The sequence below is a fragment of the Actinomadura nitritigenes genome, from assembly GCF_017573545.1.
Classification (GTDB): domain Bacteria; phylum Actinomycetota; class Actinomycetes; order Streptosporangiales; family Streptosporangiaceae; genus Spirillospora; species Spirillospora nitritigenes.
The window spans coordinates 46,406-63,993 of sequence record NZ_JAGEOK010000037.1 but is presented as its reverse complement, the minus strand read 5'-3'; the positions used below and the strand labels follow the sequence as shown (position 1 = coordinate 63,993).

General features: G+C 69.3%; 17 protein-coding genes and 3 pseudogenes. 4 read left to right on the top strand and 16 right to left on the bottom strand.

Going from position 1 to position 17,588, the window contains the following annotated elements; genetic code table 11:
- Nucleotides 1–308: 308 nt before the first annotated feature.
- The 16 genes and pseudogenes from J4557_RS40600 to J4557_RS40535 all read right to left on the bottom strand — a co-directional run bounded on the left by J4557_RS40600 (nt 309) and on the right by J4557_RS40535 (nt 13,934).
- Nucleotides 309–1,147: pseudogene (locus J4557_RS40600) on the bottom strand (IS5 family transposase).
- Nucleotides 1,148–1,353: 206 nt separating this feature from the next.
- Nucleotides 1,354–1,599 carry a hypothetical protein gene (locus J4557_RS40595; protein WP_208272150.1) on the bottom strand — a complete coding sequence of 82 codons (246 nt, stop codon included), beginning with the start codon at nt 1,597–1,599 and terminating at the stop codon, nt 1,354–1,356.
- Between the two features lie 214 nt (nt 1,600–1,813).
- Nucleotides 1,814–2,506 carry an SDR family NAD(P)-dependent oxidoreductase gene (locus J4557_RS40590; RefSeq protein ID WP_208272149.1) on the bottom strand — a complete coding sequence of 231 codons (693 nt, stop codon included), beginning with the start codon at nt 2,504–2,506 and terminating at the stop codon, nt 1,814–1,816.
- Nucleotides 2,507–2,629: 123 nt separating this feature from the next.
- Nucleotides 2,630–2,953, bottom strand: a complete 324-nt coding sequence (locus J4557_RS40585) for a putative quinol monooxygenase (protein WP_208272148.1) — start codon at nt 2,951–2,953, stop codon at nt 2,630–2,632.
- Nucleotides 2,954–3,025: 72 nt separating this feature from the next.
- On the bottom strand, nt 3,026–3,850 hold the full coding sequence (locus J4557_RS40580) for an alpha/beta fold hydrolase (protein ID WP_208272147.1): 825 nt from the start codon (nt 3,848–3,850) through the stop codon (nt 3,026–3,028).
- 160 nt (nt 3,851–4,010) lie between these two features.
- Nucleotides 4,011–6,794 (bottom strand): helix-turn-helix transcriptional regulator, encoded by a 2,784-nt coding sequence (locus tag J4557_RS40575; RefSeq protein ID WP_208272146.1) that lies wholly within the window; start codon nt 6,792–6,794, stop codon nt 4,011–4,013.
- A gap of 50 nt (nt 6,795–6,844) precedes the next feature.
- Nucleotides 6,845–7,273 carry a hypothetical protein gene (locus J4557_RS40570; RefSeq protein WP_208272145.1) on the bottom strand — a complete coding sequence of 143 codons (429 nt, stop codon included), beginning with the start codon at nt 7,271–7,273 and terminating at the stop codon, nt 6,845–6,847.
- Between the two features lie 479 nt (nt 7,274–7,752).
- Entirely contained in the window at nt 7,753–7,956 is a 204-nt protein-coding gene (locus J4557_RS40565; protein WP_208272144.1) for a hypothetical protein, read from the bottom strand.
- A 219-nt stretch (nt 7,957–8,175) separates the two neighbouring features.
- Nucleotides 8,176–9,300: pseudogene (locus J4557_RS40560) on the bottom strand (low temperature requirement protein A); the annotation flags it as partial.
- A 113-nt stretch (nt 9,301–9,413) separates the two neighbouring features.
- On the bottom strand, nt 9,414–9,773 hold the full coding sequence (locus tag J4557_RS40555) for a putative antibiotic biosynthesis monooxygenase (RefSeq protein ID WP_208272142.1): 360 nt from the start codon (nt 9,771–9,773) through the stop codon (nt 9,414–9,416).
- A 16-nt stretch (nt 9,774–9,789) separates the two neighbouring features.
- Nucleotides 9,790–10,218, bottom strand: a pseudogene (locus tag J4557_RS40550) (SDR family NAD(P)-dependent oxidoreductase); the annotation flags it as partial.
- A gap of 83 nt (nt 10,219–10,301) precedes the next feature.
- Nucleotides 10,302–11,759, bottom strand: a complete 1,458-nt coding sequence (locus J4557_RS40545) for an aldehyde dehydrogenase family protein (RefSeq protein WP_208272141.1) — start codon at nt 11,757–11,759, stop codon at nt 10,302–10,304.
- Between the two features lie 312 nt (nt 11,760–12,071).
- Nucleotides 12,072–12,206, bottom strand: coding sequence for a hypothetical protein (locus J4557_RS51265; RefSeq protein WP_279576358.1), 135 nt, complete (start codon nt 12,204–12,206; stop codon nt 12,072–12,074).
- A gap of 453 nt (nt 12,207–12,659) precedes the next feature.
- Complete coding sequence (locus J4557_RS50265) at nt 12,660–13,019, bottom strand: tyrosine-type recombinase/integrase (protein WP_307800493.1); 360 nt, start codon at nt 13,017–13,019, stop codon at nt 12,660–12,662.
- Between the two features lie 5 nt (nt 13,020–13,024).
- Nucleotides 13,025–13,234: a hypothetical protein gene (locus J4557_RS50260; protein ID WP_243777140.1), complete on the bottom strand. Its 210-nt coding sequence runs from the start codon at nt 13,232–13,234 to the stop codon at nt 13,025–13,027.
- A 262-nt stretch (nt 13,235–13,496) separates the two neighbouring features.
- Entirely contained in the window at nt 13,497–13,934 is a 438-nt protein-coding gene (locus tag J4557_RS40535) for a helix-turn-helix domain-containing protein (protein WP_208272140.1), read from the bottom strand.
- A 407-nt stretch (nt 13,935–14,341) separates the two neighbouring features.
- On the opposite strand from J4557_RS40535, the gene J4557_RS40530 reads away from it, so the two are divergent.
- Genes J4557_RS40530 through J4557_RS40515 form a run of 4 tightly spaced genes read left to right on the top strand, consistent with a single transcriptional unit; the run spans nt 14,342 to nt 17,566 of the window.
- Complete coding sequence (locus J4557_RS40530; RefSeq protein WP_243777139.1) at nt 14,342–15,061, top strand: ABC transporter ATP-binding protein; 720 nt, start codon at nt 14,342–14,344, stop codon at nt 15,059–15,061.
- Entirely contained in the window at nt 15,058–15,777 is a 720-nt protein-coding gene (locus J4557_RS40525) for a hypothetical protein (protein WP_208272138.1), read from the top strand. Before J4557_RS40530 ends, J4557_RS40525 begins: the two co-directional genes overlap by 4 nt.
- Nucleotides 15,774–16,895: a sensor histidine kinase gene (locus tag J4557_RS51950; protein ID WP_208272137.1), complete on the top strand. Its 1,122-nt coding sequence runs from the start codon at nt 15,774–15,776 to the stop codon at nt 16,893–16,895. The genes J4557_RS40525 and J4557_RS51950 overlap by 4 nt, the downstream gene beginning before the upstream one ends.
- Nucleotides 16,892–17,566: a response regulator gene (locus tag J4557_RS40515; protein WP_208272136.1), complete on the top strand. Its 675-nt coding sequence runs from the start codon at nt 16,892–16,894 to the stop codon at nt 17,564–17,566. Before J4557_RS51950 ends, J4557_RS40515 begins: the two co-directional genes overlap by 4 nt.
- Nucleotides 17,567–17,588 lie beyond the last annotated feature (22 nt).

Sequence of the window (17,588 nt, the reverse complement as noted above, 5' to 3'; positions counted from 1 at the left end):
TGTGGATCTTGGTGTGTAAGCACATGTTTACCCTGGTCAGGGGTGGCGCGCCCGGCAGGATTCGAACCCGCGACCGTCGGTTTAGAAGACCCCTGCGTCCCCAGGATCCCCATGCCAGCCACTGACGACCCGTACGGTTCTGTGCCGCTCTGTCCGCTGAAAGGCCCACGCTGATGACGCTCCGTGCGGGCCCCTGACGCGCCGTTCTGCGACATACGAGCAAACAACGAGCGAACATGCGCGCACATCACGCGGCCTGCAGATCGCTTACTGGGCGTTTCATCCTGTGAGTTCCGTTTGATTCCGGGTCAGGTGCCCCGCCATGTGGGAGTGGATTCGCCGGTGAGGCGGCGGCTCATGAGGTCGATCATTGCGAGGTGGATCATGGCGGTGGAACTGGCCGGGAGGGTCTCGTGGTCGCGGACCAGGCGGTGGTGCAGCATGAGCCAGCCGAGGGTGCGTTCGACCACCCAACGGCGTGGTAGCGGGGTGAATCCCGGACGCCTGGCGGGCGTTGGACGATCTGCATGTCGATGCCGACCGCAGCAGCGTGTTCGACCAGGTGTTGGCGGTAGCCGCCGTCCACCCAGATGGCGCGGAGGGCGGGCTGCCGGCCGGCGATCTGGTTGATCAGAGTGGTGCCGGCGATCGAGTCTTGGACAGAGGCGGCGGTGACCAGGACGGCCAGCAAGAGGCCGAGGGTGTCGACCACGATGCTGCGTTTGCGGCCGACGATCTTCTTGGCGGCGTCGATGCCCTGGTCGGTGGCCGGAACGTTGCCTGAGGTCTTGACGCTTTGGGCGTCGATCGCGCCGGCGCTGGGTTGGGCGCAGCGGCCCTCGCGGATGCGGACCAGGCGATGCAGCAGTCCCGACAGCCGGGTGAAGACCTCGTCGTCGCGCCATGCTCGAAAGTAGCCGTAGACGGTCTGCCAGGGCGGGTAGTCGTGCGGCAGGTAGCGCCAGGGGATGCCGGTGCGGTCGACGTACAGGATGGCGTTCATGATGGTGCGCAGGTCGTGTTCGGGTGGACGGCCGATGTCCAAGGCGCCGGCGCGACGCCGGTCGCGCCAGGCGATCAGGGCCGGCTCGATCAATTCCCATCGGGCATCCGACAGGTCGCTGGGGTAGCCGCGTTCGGGGGTCATGACCTCGGCGTAACGCCGTGCCGTCGAGCCCGGCCATAGACGTCTTGGTCAGGTCAGCAAGTCGGAGCTTCGCCGCCACCGGGCCAGCATCGGACGCAACCCGCGTTTTCGGAATGAGATAGAATAACGACCACGAAACATGCTGGTCCGATGCTCCACAAGCCTCAACGAAAGCAGCTATCTCTCATCTCTCTGTCCGGCCGCAGCTAGCCGCACGAGAACCTGCACATTCCCCTCATATAAGGACCAAACGCCCTCTCCGAAACTGTTTGCGATGTGACTGTGGCGAGGGCCTCCGCGGTGATGGGCCGTGTCAGAAGGTCGAGCGTTTTCGTGTCCGATGCCGCCTGCAGCAGAGCGAGCAGCTCGGCACCTTGCGCCCACTGCTGTATCTGTGCACGCCCGGCGAAGGCCGCCTGTAGGGCGCCGAGTTCCTCGAGTCGTTCGTCCATCGTGATCTTCCTTCTCGTGGGTACCGATCGCTGCGACCGCGGGATCGACGCCGGGCTGGTGGTCCGATCCGGGGGAGTTCCCCGCGCCGGACAAGGTGGTCTCAGGGGCTTGGAGAGTGAGTCCTGATTCCCTCGGTGAGGGCCCGTGGGCCCTGACCGGTGCGCCGGGTGGGGTGTGGTTGCCAGGACTGTCGCGGGGTGGGGCCTGCCGCCGTCACCAGGGGAGTGCGCCGGCGCGGTCGGTCACCGTGCCGGTGGGCGTGTCGGGCCCCAGGGTGGCGATACGCACCGCCGCCTCCGCGCCCTCCTCGACGCTCTGCCCGATGTGGCCGGTGAACTCGGTCGCGGTCTGGCCGGGGTCCACCGCGTTGAAGCGGACGTCGGGGATGGCCCTGGCGTACTGCATGGTCAGCATGGTGACCGCGCTCTTCGACGAGCCGTAGGCGGCGAGCGGATAGTGCGACTCGACCCGCTCCGGGTCGTGGGTCAGCGTGAACGACCCCATACCGCTGGTGACGTTGACGACGGACGGGGCGGCTGCCTTCCGCAGCAGGGGCAGGAACGCGTGCGTGACGCGCACCAGGCCGAAGACGTTGGTTTCGTAGACGTGGCGGATCTGGTCGGCCGTCATGTCCTCGGGTGCGGTCACTTCGCCGAGGACCCCGGCGTTGTTGACGAGAATGTCCAGGTGGCCGGCCCGCGCGCGCAGCGTCTCGACCGCCGCGCCGACCGACGCGTCGTCGGTCACGTCCAGCTGGACGAAGCCGGCGCCGAGCCGGTCGGCGGCCTTGCGTCCGTTCTCGGCGTCCCGGGCTCCGATCCAGACCGTGTGGCCCGCCTGGACGAGTCGGCGCGCGATCTCGTGGCCGAGCCCCCTGTTGCCGCCGGTGATCAATGTGGTGGTCATGTCGTGTCTCTCCTGTGCGGGTCGTCGGAGCGGGTGCTCCCGGAAAGCGGTTACCGGGAGCACCCGCGGGATTGGTTTGCTGCGGTGCGTCCCGTCGGCATCGACGTCGGCGGGCGTCCTCCTCTAGTGGGCGGGGCGGAACGGGCGCAGCAGGCGGATGCCGTCCTCGATGGATCCGTCCAACAGTTCGAGCATCTGCGGGACGAGTTCCCGCATCCGGGGCGCGTCGAGGTGTGCGTCGAGGTGGGCGCGTGTCTCCCAGCGTTCGTAGATGACGAACTCGCCAGGTCGGCCGTCGACTTCGTGGGCCTCGTAGTCGATGTTGCCGGGGTCGTTGCGCGAGGGGGTGACGGCGGCCGTGATGAACGCCTTGAGGTCGTCCTCCCTGCCCGCCTTCGCCTTTGCGTCCCAGACGACGGTCACATAGCCGGTGGGTGTTGCGGTCATGGTGATTCCTTTTCTGTTCCGTGTTGTGTTCGCGTCCCGTGCTGACGGGCTGTGTGTCGGTACTGGGCCGGGTCAGCTCTTGATGAAGTCAAGGAGGTCGGCGTTGACGGTGTCGGCGTTGACGGTGCACATGCCGTGCGACAGGCCCGGGTAGACCTTCAGGTACGCGTGCTCGGCCAACGTGACCGCCAAATGGGCGGAGTTGGCGATCGGGACGATCTGGTCGTCGTCACCGTGCAAGAGGAGCGTGGGCACGTCGATCGCCCGGAGGTCGTCGGTGAAGTCCGTCTCCGAGAACGCTCTGATCCCCTCGTGGTGCGCCTGCGCACTGCCGGCCATCCCCTGGCGCCACCAGTTCTGGATGATGCCCTGGGAGACGTCCGCGCCCGGACGGTTGAACCCGTAGAACGGCCCGGAGGCGATGTCGAGGTAGAACTGGGAGCGGTCGGCGGCCACGCCCTCGCGAAAGCCGTCGAAGACCTCCACCGGCAGCCCTGCGGGGTTGCATTCCGTTTGGACCATGAGCGGCGGGACCGCTGCGATGAGGACGGCTTTGGCAACGCGGCCGGCGCCGTGCCTGGCGACGTACCGGGCGACCTCTCCGCCACCGGCGCAGTGGCCGACGTGGACGACGTCGCGCAGGCCGAGGTGCGCCACCACGGCGGCGGCGTCCGCCGCGTAGCGGTCCATGTCGTGCCCGTGGCCGACCTGGGCGGAGCGCCCGTGCCCGCGGCGGTCGTGGGCGACGACGCGGTAGCCCCGCCGGACGAAGAACAGCAACTGAGCGTCCCAGTCGTCCGAGCTCAGCGGCCAGCCGTGGTGGAACATGACCGGCCAGCCCGAGCCCCAGTCCTTGTAGAAGATCTCGACTCCGTCGCCGGTGGTGACGAACGGCATGGTCCGCTCCTCGTGGTCTCGCCCGGGTACCGGGCGGATTCGATGTCTCCACGAGAATGGCTCGGCCACCGTGCCGACAGCCTCCGTCAGCTGACTGACATCCGGCCGACGGCTCGCTTGCGTCAGTACCGTGGCAGTGCTGAGACCCGACCGGTAGCTCTCACGGCGGGGTGGCCGGAGGCTCGGGAGGCAGTGCCTCCAGAGCGTCGCGGAGCCCGGCCCGCGACGTGATCCCCAGCTTCGGGAACACACGGTAGAGATGCGACGACACGGTCCGCGGCGAAAGGAACAGACGTGACGCGATCTGCATGTTCGACAGCCCCGTCGCCGCCAGCCTGGCGACCTGCAGCTCCTGCGGGGTGAGGGCCTCACCAGCCTTGCCCCGGCCGGTCCGCGTCATCCCGGTGGCGCGCAGCTCCGCTGCGGCCCGGGCCTCCCACGAACGGGCCCCGAGCTCCTCGAAGCGGCCGCGGGCGGCGGCCAGCTGTACCCGGGCCTCGCGGTTGAGCCCCTGACGGCGCAGCCTCTCGCCGTACGCCAGATGAGCACGGCCGACTTCGAAGGGCCACTGCTCGACGCCCGGCAGCCCGAGCGCCTCCTCGAAGCACCGGACCATGTCCTCGGCAGCCGATGTCATCGCCGTGACCGTGGCCGCGCTCAGCGCGAACCGCGACGAGAGGTGACCGACACCGGAGTCGCGCAGCGCGTCCGCGTGCCGTCGCGCCTCCGCGTGCCGCCCGGAGCGCACGGCGGCCTCGACGAGGTCCGGCGCGGACCACACGGCCTCGGGGTTGAACGGCGGCAGCACACCCGGGGCGCAGATCGCCGTGGCGTGCCGGAACGCCGTCTCGAAGTCGGCGGCGCCGACGGCCGCCCGGGCCGCCGCCTGGTGGGCGCAGTTCTCCAGCCGCCGCAGGCCCCTGGGACCCGACCACCCCCAGATGTCCTCGCAGTGCTCCCGGCACGTGTCGAGGGCGCCGCGCTGGGCCGCGGCCATCGCAGCGACGTAGTGCCCCACCTGGGCGAACAGGTGGTACCCCATCTCCTCGGACAGTGCGATGAGCTCGTCCGCAGCGCCGGCCGACGCCTGCCACCGGCCGGCGTACAGGTCGTCCAGGGCGACGAACATCAGGGCCGGCATGCTCGACCCCACCGCACCGCCGTCGCGTATGACCCGGCACACGGCCTCGCGACAGCCCGGAAGCCGGTCGAGGTACGAGGCGGTCAGGGCGGTGCGGATGACCACGTCGGCGTCGCTCTGGTCCCTCAGCCGCGCGATCTCCTCGTCCAGGCGGCGCAGCATGCCGTCGGTGACGGAGCCGAGGTCGTGGTGGAGGCGCCCCAGCGACGCCGCGGCGGCGGGCGCCGCCTCGGGGAACCGGGCGAGCACGTCGACCAGAGGCTGCCAGTGCTCGGGCCGACCCGAGTACTGGCTGGCGAGGGTGAGGGTGAACAGCGCGGTCTCCAGCTCCTCACGCGGCGGTCCGGGCATCACCGGGGCCTGCTCGACCGCCTCCATCAGGAGTGCATGGGCCGTATCGGCGTCGCCTTCCGTGACGAGCACCAGGAAGCCGGCCGTCGCGGCCGCCGAGAGCGACCGGGCCGCCGGATCGCCCTCGACCTCACGCATGATCTCGTGGCTGACCTCCAGATGGCCTGCGACCCAGGCGGCGGCGTAGGCGGCCTGCGACAGGCGGCGCCTGCGGTCCGCTCGGTCGGGGCTCAGCTCGGCCGCGCGCCGCAATCTCGCGATCGCGCCGTCAGCGTCACCGCGCCGCAGGCTGCTCCGGGCCGCCGACTCCACGACGGCGGCGACCGCCTCGTCGGGCGCCGTCGTGGCTCTCGCGAGGTGATCACCGTGCCGCTCGGGCTGGTCGGCCAGTGCGTCGGCCAGTCGGTGGTGGGCGCCGCGCCGCTGTTCACCGGTGGAACCGTCGACCACCGCGGTCCTGACCAGCGGATGCCGGAAGCGCACCGCGCGGCCGTTCTCCGCGACCATGACCAGGTGGTCACGCTCTGCGGGAGCGAGTTCCCCAAGGATGCCCGGCCCGCCGGCTGCCTCGAGGACGCCGATGTCGCCGGAGCCCTCAAGAGCCGCGAGCAGCAGTACCTCGCGCGTTCCCCGCGGCAGTCGTCCGACGCGGGCGCCGTACAGAGCGCGGACATCCCGCCCCGGGCCGCTCGCCCCCCCGGCCCCTTGGCCGTGTTGGTCGCCGGACACCCTGGTGGACCCGGCGAACTCGAGCAGCGCCAGGGGATTTCCCTGCGCCTCGTGGGCCACGGTCGAAAGAACCCGGCGGGGAAGGTGAGCAAAGCGCCGGGACAGCAGCCGCAGGGCGTCCGCGTCACCCAGCGGCGCGACCTCGAGCTCCGGCAGACCGGTGGACCGGAAGGGTTCGCCGGACTCCGCCCGCTGCGCTCCGAGCAGCCCGATGCGGCGGCCCCCCAGTCTTCTGGCGACGAAACCCACCGCAGCCCGGCTCGCCTGGTCGACGGCATGAAGGTCATCGACCACGAGGAGCAACGGCCGCTCCTTCGCGGCCTCGTCGAACAGGGATAGTGCCGCGTTCAGGACGGCGATCCGGCTCGGCGCGGGACCGGCGCCGAGACCGAGGGCGACCTCGAGGGCCTCCCGCATGGAGCGCGGCAGACGACCGAGCTCGTCCGGCAGCGAGCCGACGAGCTGATGGAGCCCCGCGAAGCTGATGTCCGTCTCGTACTCGACACCGCTCCCGCGGACGACCCGTCCTCCCCTCGCCACCGCCAGCTCGGCGGTCGCGTCCAGGAGGGCCGTCTTCCCCACGCCCGGATCACCGGTGAGCAGCAGGACAGCTCCGTCCAACCCGGCCATGTCCAGGAACGCCGCAAGCTCGGCGAGTTCGCCCTCCCGGCCGACCAGCCCGGTCGGGCCGACGCCTATGCCTGTCCCTGACTTCGCCCACATCCGCCGCGTCTCTCGTCCTGCCTCGCGAAGCAATCGAAACACTCGCCACGCTACCTGACCAGGAAATATTGCACCCACCGGCAAACGGAGCCTGAAGCCATCTGCTTCGCCGAAACCCGCAGCTTCCAAACGAAGATCATGCAGAACACCCGTCGGGCGCTGCAGCCCCACCGCAAGGACGGCACCAAGGTCGCGCGGATCATCGTGCTGGTTTTCTCCCGTCCGGCAAAGACCCGGCCGACATGGTCGCCTCCGCCAGCTACCGCCCCCTCGTCGCCGTCCTCCGAGGCCTGCGCAGTCATGATGAACGACTCGTCGAGCAGCTCGCCTCCCGCGCCCACACCAGCGGACAGCACAAGATCCACGTCCGACACGACGAAGACGGACGGAGCTTCGGCGCCGGCACCGGCGGCGAGGACGACGGCGAAGACCAGGAACACGCCGACGCCGACGCCGCTGCCGAGTCCGCCCTGCTCCACTTCTCCACCCCGCGCGACCCAGCGACCATCGCGGCCTTACTGCGCACCCGGGTCTACCGACCCGGATCCCTGATCTGGCTGGTGGTCGTGAAACTGGGTGCGTGGACATCGAGCACCCGTACGAGGCGAGACGGGCTCAGTCAAGAGCAGTGGGAAGCGCTGCGGGTGCTGGGGGTTGAGTGGGCATGACGCCGGTAGTCCGCAGGCGGTCACCCATCTGGACGCATCCATGCGCGCGCGACCCCGGGCCGTCATGCAGATTCCCGAGGTTCCGTGCTGCCTGCAGGTTCAGGCCCTGAGCTTCTTGAAGACCGTCTCGAAGCGGTCGAGGGTCTCGTTGTCGACCTGCTCGAAGAAGGCTTCCTTGTCGCGGGTGAGCTTGTGTGCGGGGCCGACGTGGTCGAAGTCCCGGGGCTTGTTCTGCTTCTCCCGGGCGATCCCGATGCGCTTGAGGATCGGGAAGTGCTTGTCGGTAGCGATCAGGTCTGCCTCGTTGATGGTGACGTGGCCCTGTTGTGGAGCCAGAGGTAGTCCTTGGTGGAGAACAGGTCCTCGATGTCAGCCGTCCCGGAGAGCCCTTCGAGTTGGCTGATGACGGTGATGTGGGTGGCGTCGACGTTGGCGGCCTGAGCGGCGTTGAGGACCTTGGTGGTCTCGGCTCCGTCGATGAGTGCGTGACCCACTCGGCGGTGCCCACAGCGCGTACGGTCGCGTGGGTCACCGCGTCCGCGCCCTGCCGTGAGGACGTCGTCCAGGGGCGGCGGGTTCGCGGTGCCGAGCGGGCGCGTCCCCGCCGCCGGTGTGAACAACGTGTCGCCGTCGTTGAGCAGGTGCACCGGGCGTACGGCACGGGCGCCGTCGTACGCTGTGCCGGCCAGGTTCCCGCGGCGGCGAGGGTTCCCTCACAGAACTGGCACCGCGACGCTTTCCTCGCCCCTCCTGCGCTCCGGGCTCGTCCCGAGCGTCTTCAGCGTCACTCCGGCTGCCACCGCCAGCGCCGCCACCAGCCCCGCCGCGAGCACCGCCCAGTGACCCAGGAACGTACAGACGACCACCAGCAGCGCAGTGGCCGGCAGCACCGACTGCTGGGCGATCCCCACCTTGTAGAAGCGCGAGTGCAGCGCCCACACCGTGAGCAGGAACAGCGCTGTCGGCAGCGTCACCGCCGCCGACGCCGACAGCGCCGAAAGGTGCGCCTTGCCCACCGCCTGCTCCACCGCCACCTCCAGGCCGGCCCCGATCGCGGCACCCGAGACGAAGATCAGGTAATGGCCGTAGCCCCAGAGGAAGGACTGCCGGTTGGAGCGGAGGTGCCCGTGGATGGGGACTGCGAAGTACACCCACCAGGCGGCGAAGATGATCAGCAGTCCGCCGGCGGCGATGGGCAGCAACTCACCCAGGGCCTCGTGCTCGTCGATCCCCGACTTCACGGCGACGGTCGCCGCCGCGATGGTCTCGCCGAGCACGATGAGCGTGAACAGCCCGTACCGTTCGGCGATGTGGTGGGGGTGCCAGGGCGTGGGGTGGGCCCGCTCCGCATACAGCGGTACGGCCATCTCCAGCAGCGCCATCACCAGGAAGACCCACGGGCGGCCGGCCTCCGGCAGGGCCAGTAGCCCCAGCCAGCCGATCTGGCACAGCCCGATGGCGTACCGCAGCGCCATCGTCCGCTCGGGGCCCTGGCTCGACCGCGCCACGCGCAGCCACTGCGCCGTCATGGCGAGCCGCATGATCACATAGCCCAGGATGACGACCAGGTACGCTTGTTCCTCGGACGCCTGGGAGACGCCTGCCGTCAGGACAAGCACGCCGGCTATCTGAATCAGCGTGACGATCCGGTACAGCACGTCGTCGTTGTCGTAAGCCGAGGCGAACCAGGTGAAGTTCATCCACGCCCACCAGATGGCGAAGAAGATCATCAAGTAGTCGAGGATCCCCTCGCCCGCGTGTCCCTCGACTATGGCGTGCACCAACTGGGCGCCTGCCTGGGCTATGGCCACGATGAAGCACAGGTCGAAGAAGAGCTCCAGTGAAGAGACGCCGCGGTGGGTCTCGTCGCGGTCTCGCGCCGTGAGGCTGCGCACTGGTCTGTGGTGTGCGGGCGCCGCGGAGGACACCGGCGGCGGAGCCGGGCTGCTTGTCATCTGGTGAGCCAAGCTCCGAAATGCCGCTGCAGTCGGGGCATGATCTGCCAGACCATCGCTGCTGCCGCCGCCGGGACGAGTACAGCGAGTCGCACCGGCAGGTACAGATCCTCCAGAACAGAGTTCGTGGCCAGGCCCAGCAGGACGATGGTGGGGTAGATACCGCACACGGTGAGGAGCCACAGCTTCCAACGCCGGACGACGGCCGGAACGGTGGGGCCGAGCCGGGGTTCGGCATTCGCGGACGCGTTCCGGCTCTGCTCCCGGAGCGTGTGCCGGATGTCTGTCACTGCAGGTGGGCTTGGCAGTCCAGGATCGTCGGCACCGTAGGCATGGGAAACAATTCCCTCGCTCATGGACCACTCCAAATCGAATTGCTGCGTATCGTTTTGATTCCATCGGTTCCTGCGCGACCGAGGCGGTGTTGGTGCTGCGTGATGGGCTGCCCGCGCGCAACAGCGGCAGCAGTTGCCGGGTGAGCAGCACAGGGCTCAGATGGTTCACCGCCAGCCGCTGCTGGTATCCGTCTGCTGACATGCTTCGGATGGTGCCGTTCCAGGTGAAGCCCACACCCGCGTTGTTGACCAGCACGTCGAGGCGATCGTGCCGTGCCGCCACTTCGGCCGCGAGTCGCTGGGTCTCGGCCAGAGCGGACAGGTCGGCGATGTATTGCTCGGCCCCGAAACGCTGCGCGATCGGCACCAGTCGCTGCGGGGAACGACAGTGCAGAAGCAACCGGTGCACGGCTTCCGCAGGCTCCTCAGCCAGAGCGATACCAAGACCGTTCGTCGCCCCGGTGATCAGAATCGACGCCTAGTGCAACCTTCCCGTGCAGGGGGACGGCCCGGGGGCCCAGGTGGGCGCCGGACCAGGTCATGATCTGATCAGTGAGCGGACTGGGTGTGGTCCTGCTCCACGTACACCTTGAGGGCCTGGAACTCCTCGATTGCGCGCGGGCCGCACAGGTAGCCGTAACCGCTTCCCTTGACGCCGCCCTCCTCGAAGTCCTCGCTGATGGCTCCCCAGGTATTGATCCATACCGTGCCGGTGCGGATGCGCCGGGCGATCCGGCGGGCCTTCATCGAGTCCGAGCTGAACACCGAGGCGGCCAGGCCGTAGATGGTGGCGTTCGCCTTGGCCACGGCGTCGTCCTCGTCGTCGAAGACCTCGAATGTCTGGACCGGACCGAAGACCTCTTCCTGCACGATCCGGACGTCGGTGCGCTCCACCTCGATCAGGCTCGGCCGGTAGAACGCGCCGGCGGGCAGCGGGCCGTCGGTGACCACGCCGCCGCGAAGCAGCACCGTGCCATACGAGGCGGCCTCCTCGGCGATCGCGTCCACCCGCTCGGCGGACGCCCGGTCGATCACCGGGCCGAGCTGGGCCTTCTCGTCGTCGCCCGAGCCGAGCCGCACCTGCGCGAGGGCGTCGGTGAGCCGGGTGCGCACCTGGCCGGCGATGTCCCGGTGAACCAGTACACGGGAGCCGGTGCAGCAGAACTGCCCGTTCATCAGCACCAGCGACTGCACCACGGTCGGGATCACCATGTCCAGATCGGCGTCGGGAAGGATTACCATCGGCGCCTTGCCGCCCAGTTCCAGACCGAGCCGCTTGAGCGTGGTGGAGGCCGCGGCCGCGATACGGCGCCCGACCGGCGTACTGCCGGTGTAGTTGATCACGTCGACCTTGTCCGAGGAGACCAGGAACGGGGCCCCGGTGTTGCCGGACTCGGTGAACACGCTGACCACGCCCGCCGGGATCTCCGTGACCGAGGCCAGGACCTGCGCGAAGAGCTCATTGGTCAGCGCCGTCTGAGCCGGGAGCTTGACCACGACGGTGCAGCCGGCGGCCAGCGCCGGGCCCAGGGCCCGCACGGTCAGCATGATGGGGGAGTTCCAGGGAGAGATGATCCCGGCGACACCGAGCGGCTCGGGCACAGAGTGGGTGTACTGGCCGGGTGCCGTCTCGGCGGCGCGCCCGGCGGTCTGGGTGCGCGCGGACGCCGCCGCGTACCGCAGCCACCCGACTGCACCGCTGACCTCCCACGTGGTCTCACCCAGCAGCTTGCCGTTCTCCCGGGACAACATGGCCGCAACCTCGGGTACCCGGGCCTCGAGGGTGTCGGCCAGCCGGCTGAGTGCGGTCGCCCGGAGCGAGGGAGTGCGCGCCCATTCGGTGGTCGCGAACGCGGCGGCGGCGGCGTCCACGGCGGCCGAGGCCTCTGCTTCGCCACCGTCGTAGAACGAGCCGACGACGGTACCGTCGGCCGGGTTGATCGATTCCAGAACCGAGCCGGAGCCGGTCCACTGTCCGTTGATCCAGTGCTGCGCGATGGTGTTCATGGTCCGCTCCTCGTGGTCTCGCCCGGGTACCGGGCGGATTCGATGTCTCCACGAGAATGGCTCGGCCACCGTGCCGACGGCCTCCGTCAGCTGACTGACATCCGGCCGACGGCTCGCTTGCGTCAGTACCGTGGCAGTGCTGAGAAAGATCGAGTCCATTGTGATCTCCCATGATTCGCGCCTCGGCGGCCGCGGAAGTAGCGCCCGGTGGTGTTCACCTAGGCGTGCCTGAGGAGGGTCGTAGATGCCCGTGAGCGGTCCAGACAGCAGCTCCAGTTGGATCCGGGGCAGCAGCCGGGCGGTGCGGGTTTGTCACACGATCGTGTCCACCGCACCGCCCTTGCGGCGTACATTGGCTCGCCGGTTGCGCAGGAGCAGGTCCTTGATGTCCAGTGCGAGCACCTGGCCTGAAGAGGGAAACCTGTTGAGTGAGCGGTCAGCGTCCACGGTGAGAGCGCTTTTGAAATCTACTATGTAAAGGAGATGGGTTATGGTGCTTTGATATACACCGGTACTGTCACATGCAAGACCAATCTCTCACCGAGAGGACCGTAGGCACTTGCTGAGGGCTTGCGGCGCTGGCTGGTCCGGCGGGCGACTACTGGGCGTTGCATCTGTCGTCAGCATGTGAGGTGTTAATAGTGGGAGATCACAAGGGACTTGATCTTCTTTGAGGTGCGCTGTGCTGCGCTGAAGAACTGTGTCTGACCTGCGGTGACGTCGGGAAGCTGGCTACCTGGGGTCCGATCGATCGTGTTCACACCGAAGAGGTCACTGGTTCGAACCCAGTATCGCCCACCCCGTTTCAGTAGGTCAGGCAGGGTCTCGGAGATCACTCCGGGACCTTTTTCGATCTTCAGGCCCGTCCGGGAGCCAAACGGGGAGCCACCGCTCCCAGACCTACCCCGACCGGCTCCGACCGAAGATCGTGTTCATGGCCTCGGTTCCCTGGGTGATGACCGGCCTGAGCCGGTGTTGGTAAACCTTCTCGGTCACGGCCGTCCCGGCGTGCCTGACCAGGTCGGCGATCGCCTCCAGGGGCACGCCGCTGTCACTCGTGATCGAGACGAACGAGTGACGGAGTTCCCGAGGAGTCCAGTCTTCCCCGATCCCGGCCTTCGAGGTGATAAGCCGGAAGCCGCGCCGCACATTGGCGGTGTCCAGCGCCGTCCCGATCCCCGTGCAGAAGACCCGGTTGTTGTCCTCCCAGAGCTCCGCGCTGAGCCGCTGGACGGTGTCCCTGCCGAGAACCTCATCCACGCAGGTCAAGCTGCATGTTCGTACTCGTTGAGGATTCCGTCCAGCCGTTGCGTTTTCCGGATGTTCAGGTGGGCGATCTCGTCGGGTTCCGTGATCGGTGGGGGCGGCGGCTTCAACGAGCGGGCGTTGGCGATGCTCTGATGCGGGCGATGCTCGTTGTAGGAGGTCTCGGACTCGCGGAGTGCGTGGAGCAGGCGCCGTTGGTTCCAGATCAACGTGCGGTCCAGGAGCTCGCGGCGGCAGGTCGCGGATCAGGAACCGTGTCCGGCAGCCGGCGTCCTCAAGGTCCATGACCAGGTTCCGGGCCGCCTGGATCACCCAGGCTGCGTTCGGGTGGCGGTGGCGCCCAGAATCCCGGATCCGGCGGGTGTGATGCTCGATGACCGCCAGCACGTACATTCGGGCACCGGTGAGGGTCACCGTCTCCAGGAAGTCATAAGCCAGCAGCGCCTCGGCCTGGTTCCGCAGGAACCCGGCCTAGGTCGTGGAGGCACGCTCGGGCGCCGGGTCGATGCCTGCGTCCTTAGGAATCTCCCAGACGGTCGAGGCGGCCACCTTGACACCGAGCACCAGCAACTCGTCGTGCACCCGCCGGTAGCCCCAACTCGGGTTCTCCCGTACCAGGCCCAGCAGCCGGATGGAACGGACGGTCGGTGGACGGCCCGGGCGTTCGGGTTGCGAGCGGGCAGCGTGCCTGCCGACGGCCTGGTCGCGGTGCCAGCGCAAGACCGTGGCCGGCCGTACCAACAGCCGCATCCGCCGCAACGCCATGAGAGGCAACCGGTGCAGCAACGCCGCCAGAAGCGCCCGATCCGCTGCAGTGAACCGCATTTTCTTCCTGGCCAGCCGGCGCTCCAGCACGGCGATCTGATGCCGCAACACCAAGATCTCAGCGTCCTTGTCCCGATCAGTCATCGGGAGAGGGCGGAGGGCCGCGAAGGTGTTCGCCACGGTCAAGTAGGCCAGTCGCGACCGCACAGCCGCTCATCATCTCGCGACGACCGCCTCGCCACGACCCGTCGCTGCGAACCGATCAAGCCCCGCACCAGAACCACGCCCTGCACGTCTCACCTGCACCGGACGTAATTCTTGGCAGGCACGGGGCTACAGGTGGTGGAGAACTGGAGTTGCTGCCGTGCGGCATGTCCCGTACACCGGTGGCGTCCTGACGCCGCCGAGCCCGGGACAGACCTGCAGTCGATCTGGGCCGTCGGCGGCATCGGCCGCAGACCGCCCCCCGGCGAAAGTCATGCCGCGGTCGGAGAACGGCTTTCGACCGTGGTCTGATGACCGAGAGACACAGGCGGCCGAAGCTGGGCGCCATGACATCACAGACGAAGGCCACTCCGGCGATCAGGGTCGAGGGGCTGACGAAACGGTACGGCCGGCGCACGGTGGTCGACGATCTGACGTTCACGGTCAGGCCGGGCGCGGTGACGGGCTTCTTCGGCCCGAACGGCGCGGGTAAGACCACGGCGCTGAAGGCGGTCGTGGGACTGGCCCGGCCGTCGGCCGGCACGGTGTCGGTGCTGGGAGCGCCGTTGGCCTCGACGGTGCCGGACGCGCGCCGGATCGGCGTCCACATCGAGCCCTGCGGCGCGCACCCCGCCCGGTCGGCCCGCGCGCATCTACGGGCGCTGGCGCTGTCGGCGGGGCTGCCGCGCCACCGCGTCGAGGAGGTCTTGGAGGTCGCCGAGTTGACGCAGGCGGCGGGCCGCCGGGTCGGCGCTTTCTCGCTGGGGATGCGGCAGCGGCTCGGGCTCGCCGCCGCGCTGATGGGCGACCCGGAGATTCTTGTGCTGGACGAGCCAGCCAATGGGCTGGACCCGCAGGGGATCCGCTGGCTCCGGACGATGCTGCGGGATCGGGCGGCGAAGGGCGGCACGGTGCTGCTGTCCAGCCACCTGCTCGCGGAGGCCGCGCAGACGGTCGACGATGTGGTCGTCATCGACCGTGGCAGGCTGGTGCACGAGGGACCGATCAGTGAGGTGGAGTCGCTGGAGGACCTGTTCCTCGAGCTCACCGGAGGGTTGGAGCGATGATCGGCCTGCTTCGAGGGGAACTGCTCAAGTCGGTGACGACCCGTGCCGTGTGGGGATTCGCGGCCGGAGGGATGGCCTTCGCCGCCCTGAACGCGGTGCTCGTCGCCGTGGCGTCGGGAACGCTCGACGAGGTGCCGGAGAAGAAGGAGGCGTTGTCCGGGCTCCCGGTCCTCCTGCTGCTGTGGGGACTGGTCGGCGCGGCGGGCGAGTACCGCCACCGGACCGCCGCGCCCACGGCTCTGGTGGCCCGGCGTGGTCGCGGAACCGTTCTGGCGGTGCGGATCGCAGCATATGCACTGACCGGTCTCGGGCTGGCGCTGCTGATCAATGCCGTCGCGGTCGGTGTGGCGCTGCCGCTGCTGGCTCACCAGCCCGGCCCGGACCTGACGTCCGGCCAGGTGGCCGAGGTCGTGGCGGGCAACGTCGGGGCGCTGGTGCTGGCGACGGTGCTGGGCGCGGCGCTCGGCGCGCTGATCCGCAGCCCGGTCATCGGCGCGGTGACCCTGTTGATCCTGGACCTGGCGGTGCAGCCCCTGGTGGGCGGGGCATGGGAGCGGGAGGCCAACCTTTCGCCGTTCGGCGCGGCGGGCATCATGACGGGCGGGACGCACAACACGACTCTCACGGTCACGCAGGCCGGCGCGGTGTTCGCGGTCTGGACGGTGCTGGTGGTGCTGGTCGCGGTCGGCTGCGAACGAAGGCGTGACCTGGCGTGAGTGTCGCGGAGAGGATCCGGGCGGTGCGGGGCCCGCGGGCCGCGCACCGCCCGGTGCTGTTCGACATCGCGCTCGCCGTGGCCGCGACCGTCGTGGAGGTCGGGCTGCTGTTCAACGGCAGCACCCGGCCCGCCCCCCTGCCGATCGCGGCGACCGTGCTCACCGGTGCGGTGCTCCTGGCCCGCCGCCGGTTCGGGGTGGCGGTGACAGTGGTGACGGTCGCGATGGCCGCCGCGGTGACGGCGGCGGGGTATTCGCCCGGAGGCGCGCCGGCCGTCGTGGCGCTGTGGTCGCTCGCCGAGACACGCGACCGGCGCGTCTCGCTCGCGGTGTTGGCGCCGGTGGCCGTGTTCCTGGAGGTCGACAACGTCTGCAGCCCGCCGGTGTCGATCGGGGCGTGGATACTGGGCGCCTACATGCAGACGCGCCGCCGCTACGTCCGTGCGGTGGAAGAACGAGCCGCCACCCTCGAACGCGAACGGGAACAACTCGACCTGATCGCGGCGCAGCGTGAACGCGGCGCGATCGCCCGCGAACTGCACGACATCGTCGCCCACTCGGTGACGGTGATGCTGATCGGGGTCCGCGGCGCCCGCGACGTCCTGGAGACCGAACCGCACGTGGCCGCGCGGACGCTGGAGCGGGTGGAGACCAGCGCCGAGCAGAGCCTGGCAGAGTTGCGCCGGATCCTGGTCCTGCTGCGCGGGCAGCATGCGGCGGAGACGCGACCACAGCCGGCACTGGCGGATCTGGACGAAATGGTCGCCGGGTACCGCGCGGCCGGACTGCCGGTCCGGCTGGAGATCACCGGGGAGCTGCTGGACCTGCCGGGCGGGGTGGAGTTGTCCGCCTACCGGATCATCGAGGAGGCGTTGACCAACGCGCTGAAACACGCTGGGGCGACACTGGCCACGGTACGGCTGAGCTATGGCGGAGCGGAGCTGGAGGTGCGGGTGCACGACGACGGCACGGGAACCGGCGAGCCGGGCCCTGGCGGGCACGGCTTGGTGGGGATGCGGGAGCGGGTCGCGGTGCTCGGCGGGGACCTGGAGACGGGCCGGGTCCCGGGCGGCGGGTTCCAGGTCGTGGCACGGCTGCCGATCGGGGAGCGGGCATGACGATCCGAGTCCTGATCGTCGACGATCAGGAACTGATCCGGATCGGGTTCCGGCTGTTCCTGCAGACCCGGCCCGACCTGGAGGTCGTCGGCGAGGCCGCGGACGGCCACGAGGCCCTCGTGCAGGCGGCGGAGCTGCGGCCCGACGTCGTTCTGATGGACGTCCGGATGCCGCGGATGGACGGCGTCGAGGCCACCGCCCGCCTCACCGGTACCGACCGTCCGCCTCGCGTGCTGATCCTCACCACCTACGACCTCGACGAATACGTGTTCGGCGCGCTGCGTGCCGGGGCATCGGGATTCCTGTTGAAGGACGCGCCCCGCGAGCGTCTCCTGGAGGCGATCCACGTCGTCCACCAGGGCGAGGCGCTGCTGTCCCCGTCGATCACCCGCCGCCTGATCGAGGACTACGCCGGCCGCACCGACCCCGTCCGGCCGGCACCGGATCTGCTGACCGCGCTGACCCCGCGCGAGCGCGAGATGCTCCTGCTCGTGGCGCAAGGCCTGTCGAACCAGGAGATCGCGGCACGGCTCGTGGTGACCGAGGCCACCGTCAAGAGCCACGTCGGCAGCGTGTTCGCCAAACTCCACCTCCGCGACCGCGTCCAGGCCGTCGTGCTGGCCTACGAGCACGGCATCGTCGTCCCGGGCCGCCGTCCCGACCCTCATTGAAAGGCCGCCAGTTGGCGGCCAG

Excerpts from the sequence above, each read along its gene's own strand:
- J4557_RS40595 (WP_208272150.1), bottom strand. The coding sequence starts at position 1,599 with ATGGACGAACGACTCGAGGAACTCGGCGCCCTACAGGCGGCCTTCGCC.
- J4557_RS40590 (WP_208272149.1), bottom strand. The coding sequence starts at position 2,506 with ATGACCACCACATTGATCACCGGCGGCAACAGGGGGCTCGGCCACGAG.
- J4557_RS40585 (WP_208272148.1), bottom strand. The coding sequence starts at position 2,953 with ATGACCGCAACACCCACCGGCTATGTGACCGTCGTCTGGGACGCAAAG.
- J4557_RS40580 (WP_208272147.1), bottom strand. The coding sequence starts at position 3,850 with ATGCCGTTCGTCACCACCGGCGACGGAGTCGAGATCTTCTACAAGGAC.
- J4557_RS40575 (WP_208272146.1), bottom strand. The coding sequence starts at position 6,794 with ATGTGGGCGAAGTCAGGGACAGGCATAGGCGTCGGCCCGACCGGGCTG.
- J4557_RS40555 (WP_208272142.1), bottom strand. The coding sequence starts at position 9,773 with ATGAGCGAGGGAATTGTTTCCCATGCCTACGGTGCCGACGATCCTGGA.
- J4557_RS40545 (WP_208272141.1), bottom strand. The coding sequence starts at position 11,759 with ATGAACACCATCGCGCAGCACTGGATCAACGGACAGTGGACCGGCTCC.
- J4557_RS40535 (WP_208272140.1), bottom strand. The coding sequence starts at position 13,934 with ATGACTGATCGGGACAAGGACGCTGAGATCTTGGTGTTGCGGCATCAG.
- J4557_RS40530 (WP_243777139.1), top strand. The coding sequence starts at position 14,342 with ATGACATCACAGACGAAGGCCACTCCGGCGATCAGGGTCGAGGGGCTG.
- J4557_RS40525 (WP_208272138.1), top strand. The coding sequence starts at position 15,058 with ATGATCGGCCTGCTTCGAGGGGAACTGCTCAAGTCGGTGACGACCCGT.
- J4557_RS40515 (WP_208272136.1), top strand. The coding sequence starts at position 16,892 with ATGACGATCCGAGTCCTGATCGTCGACGATCAGGAACTGATCCGGATC.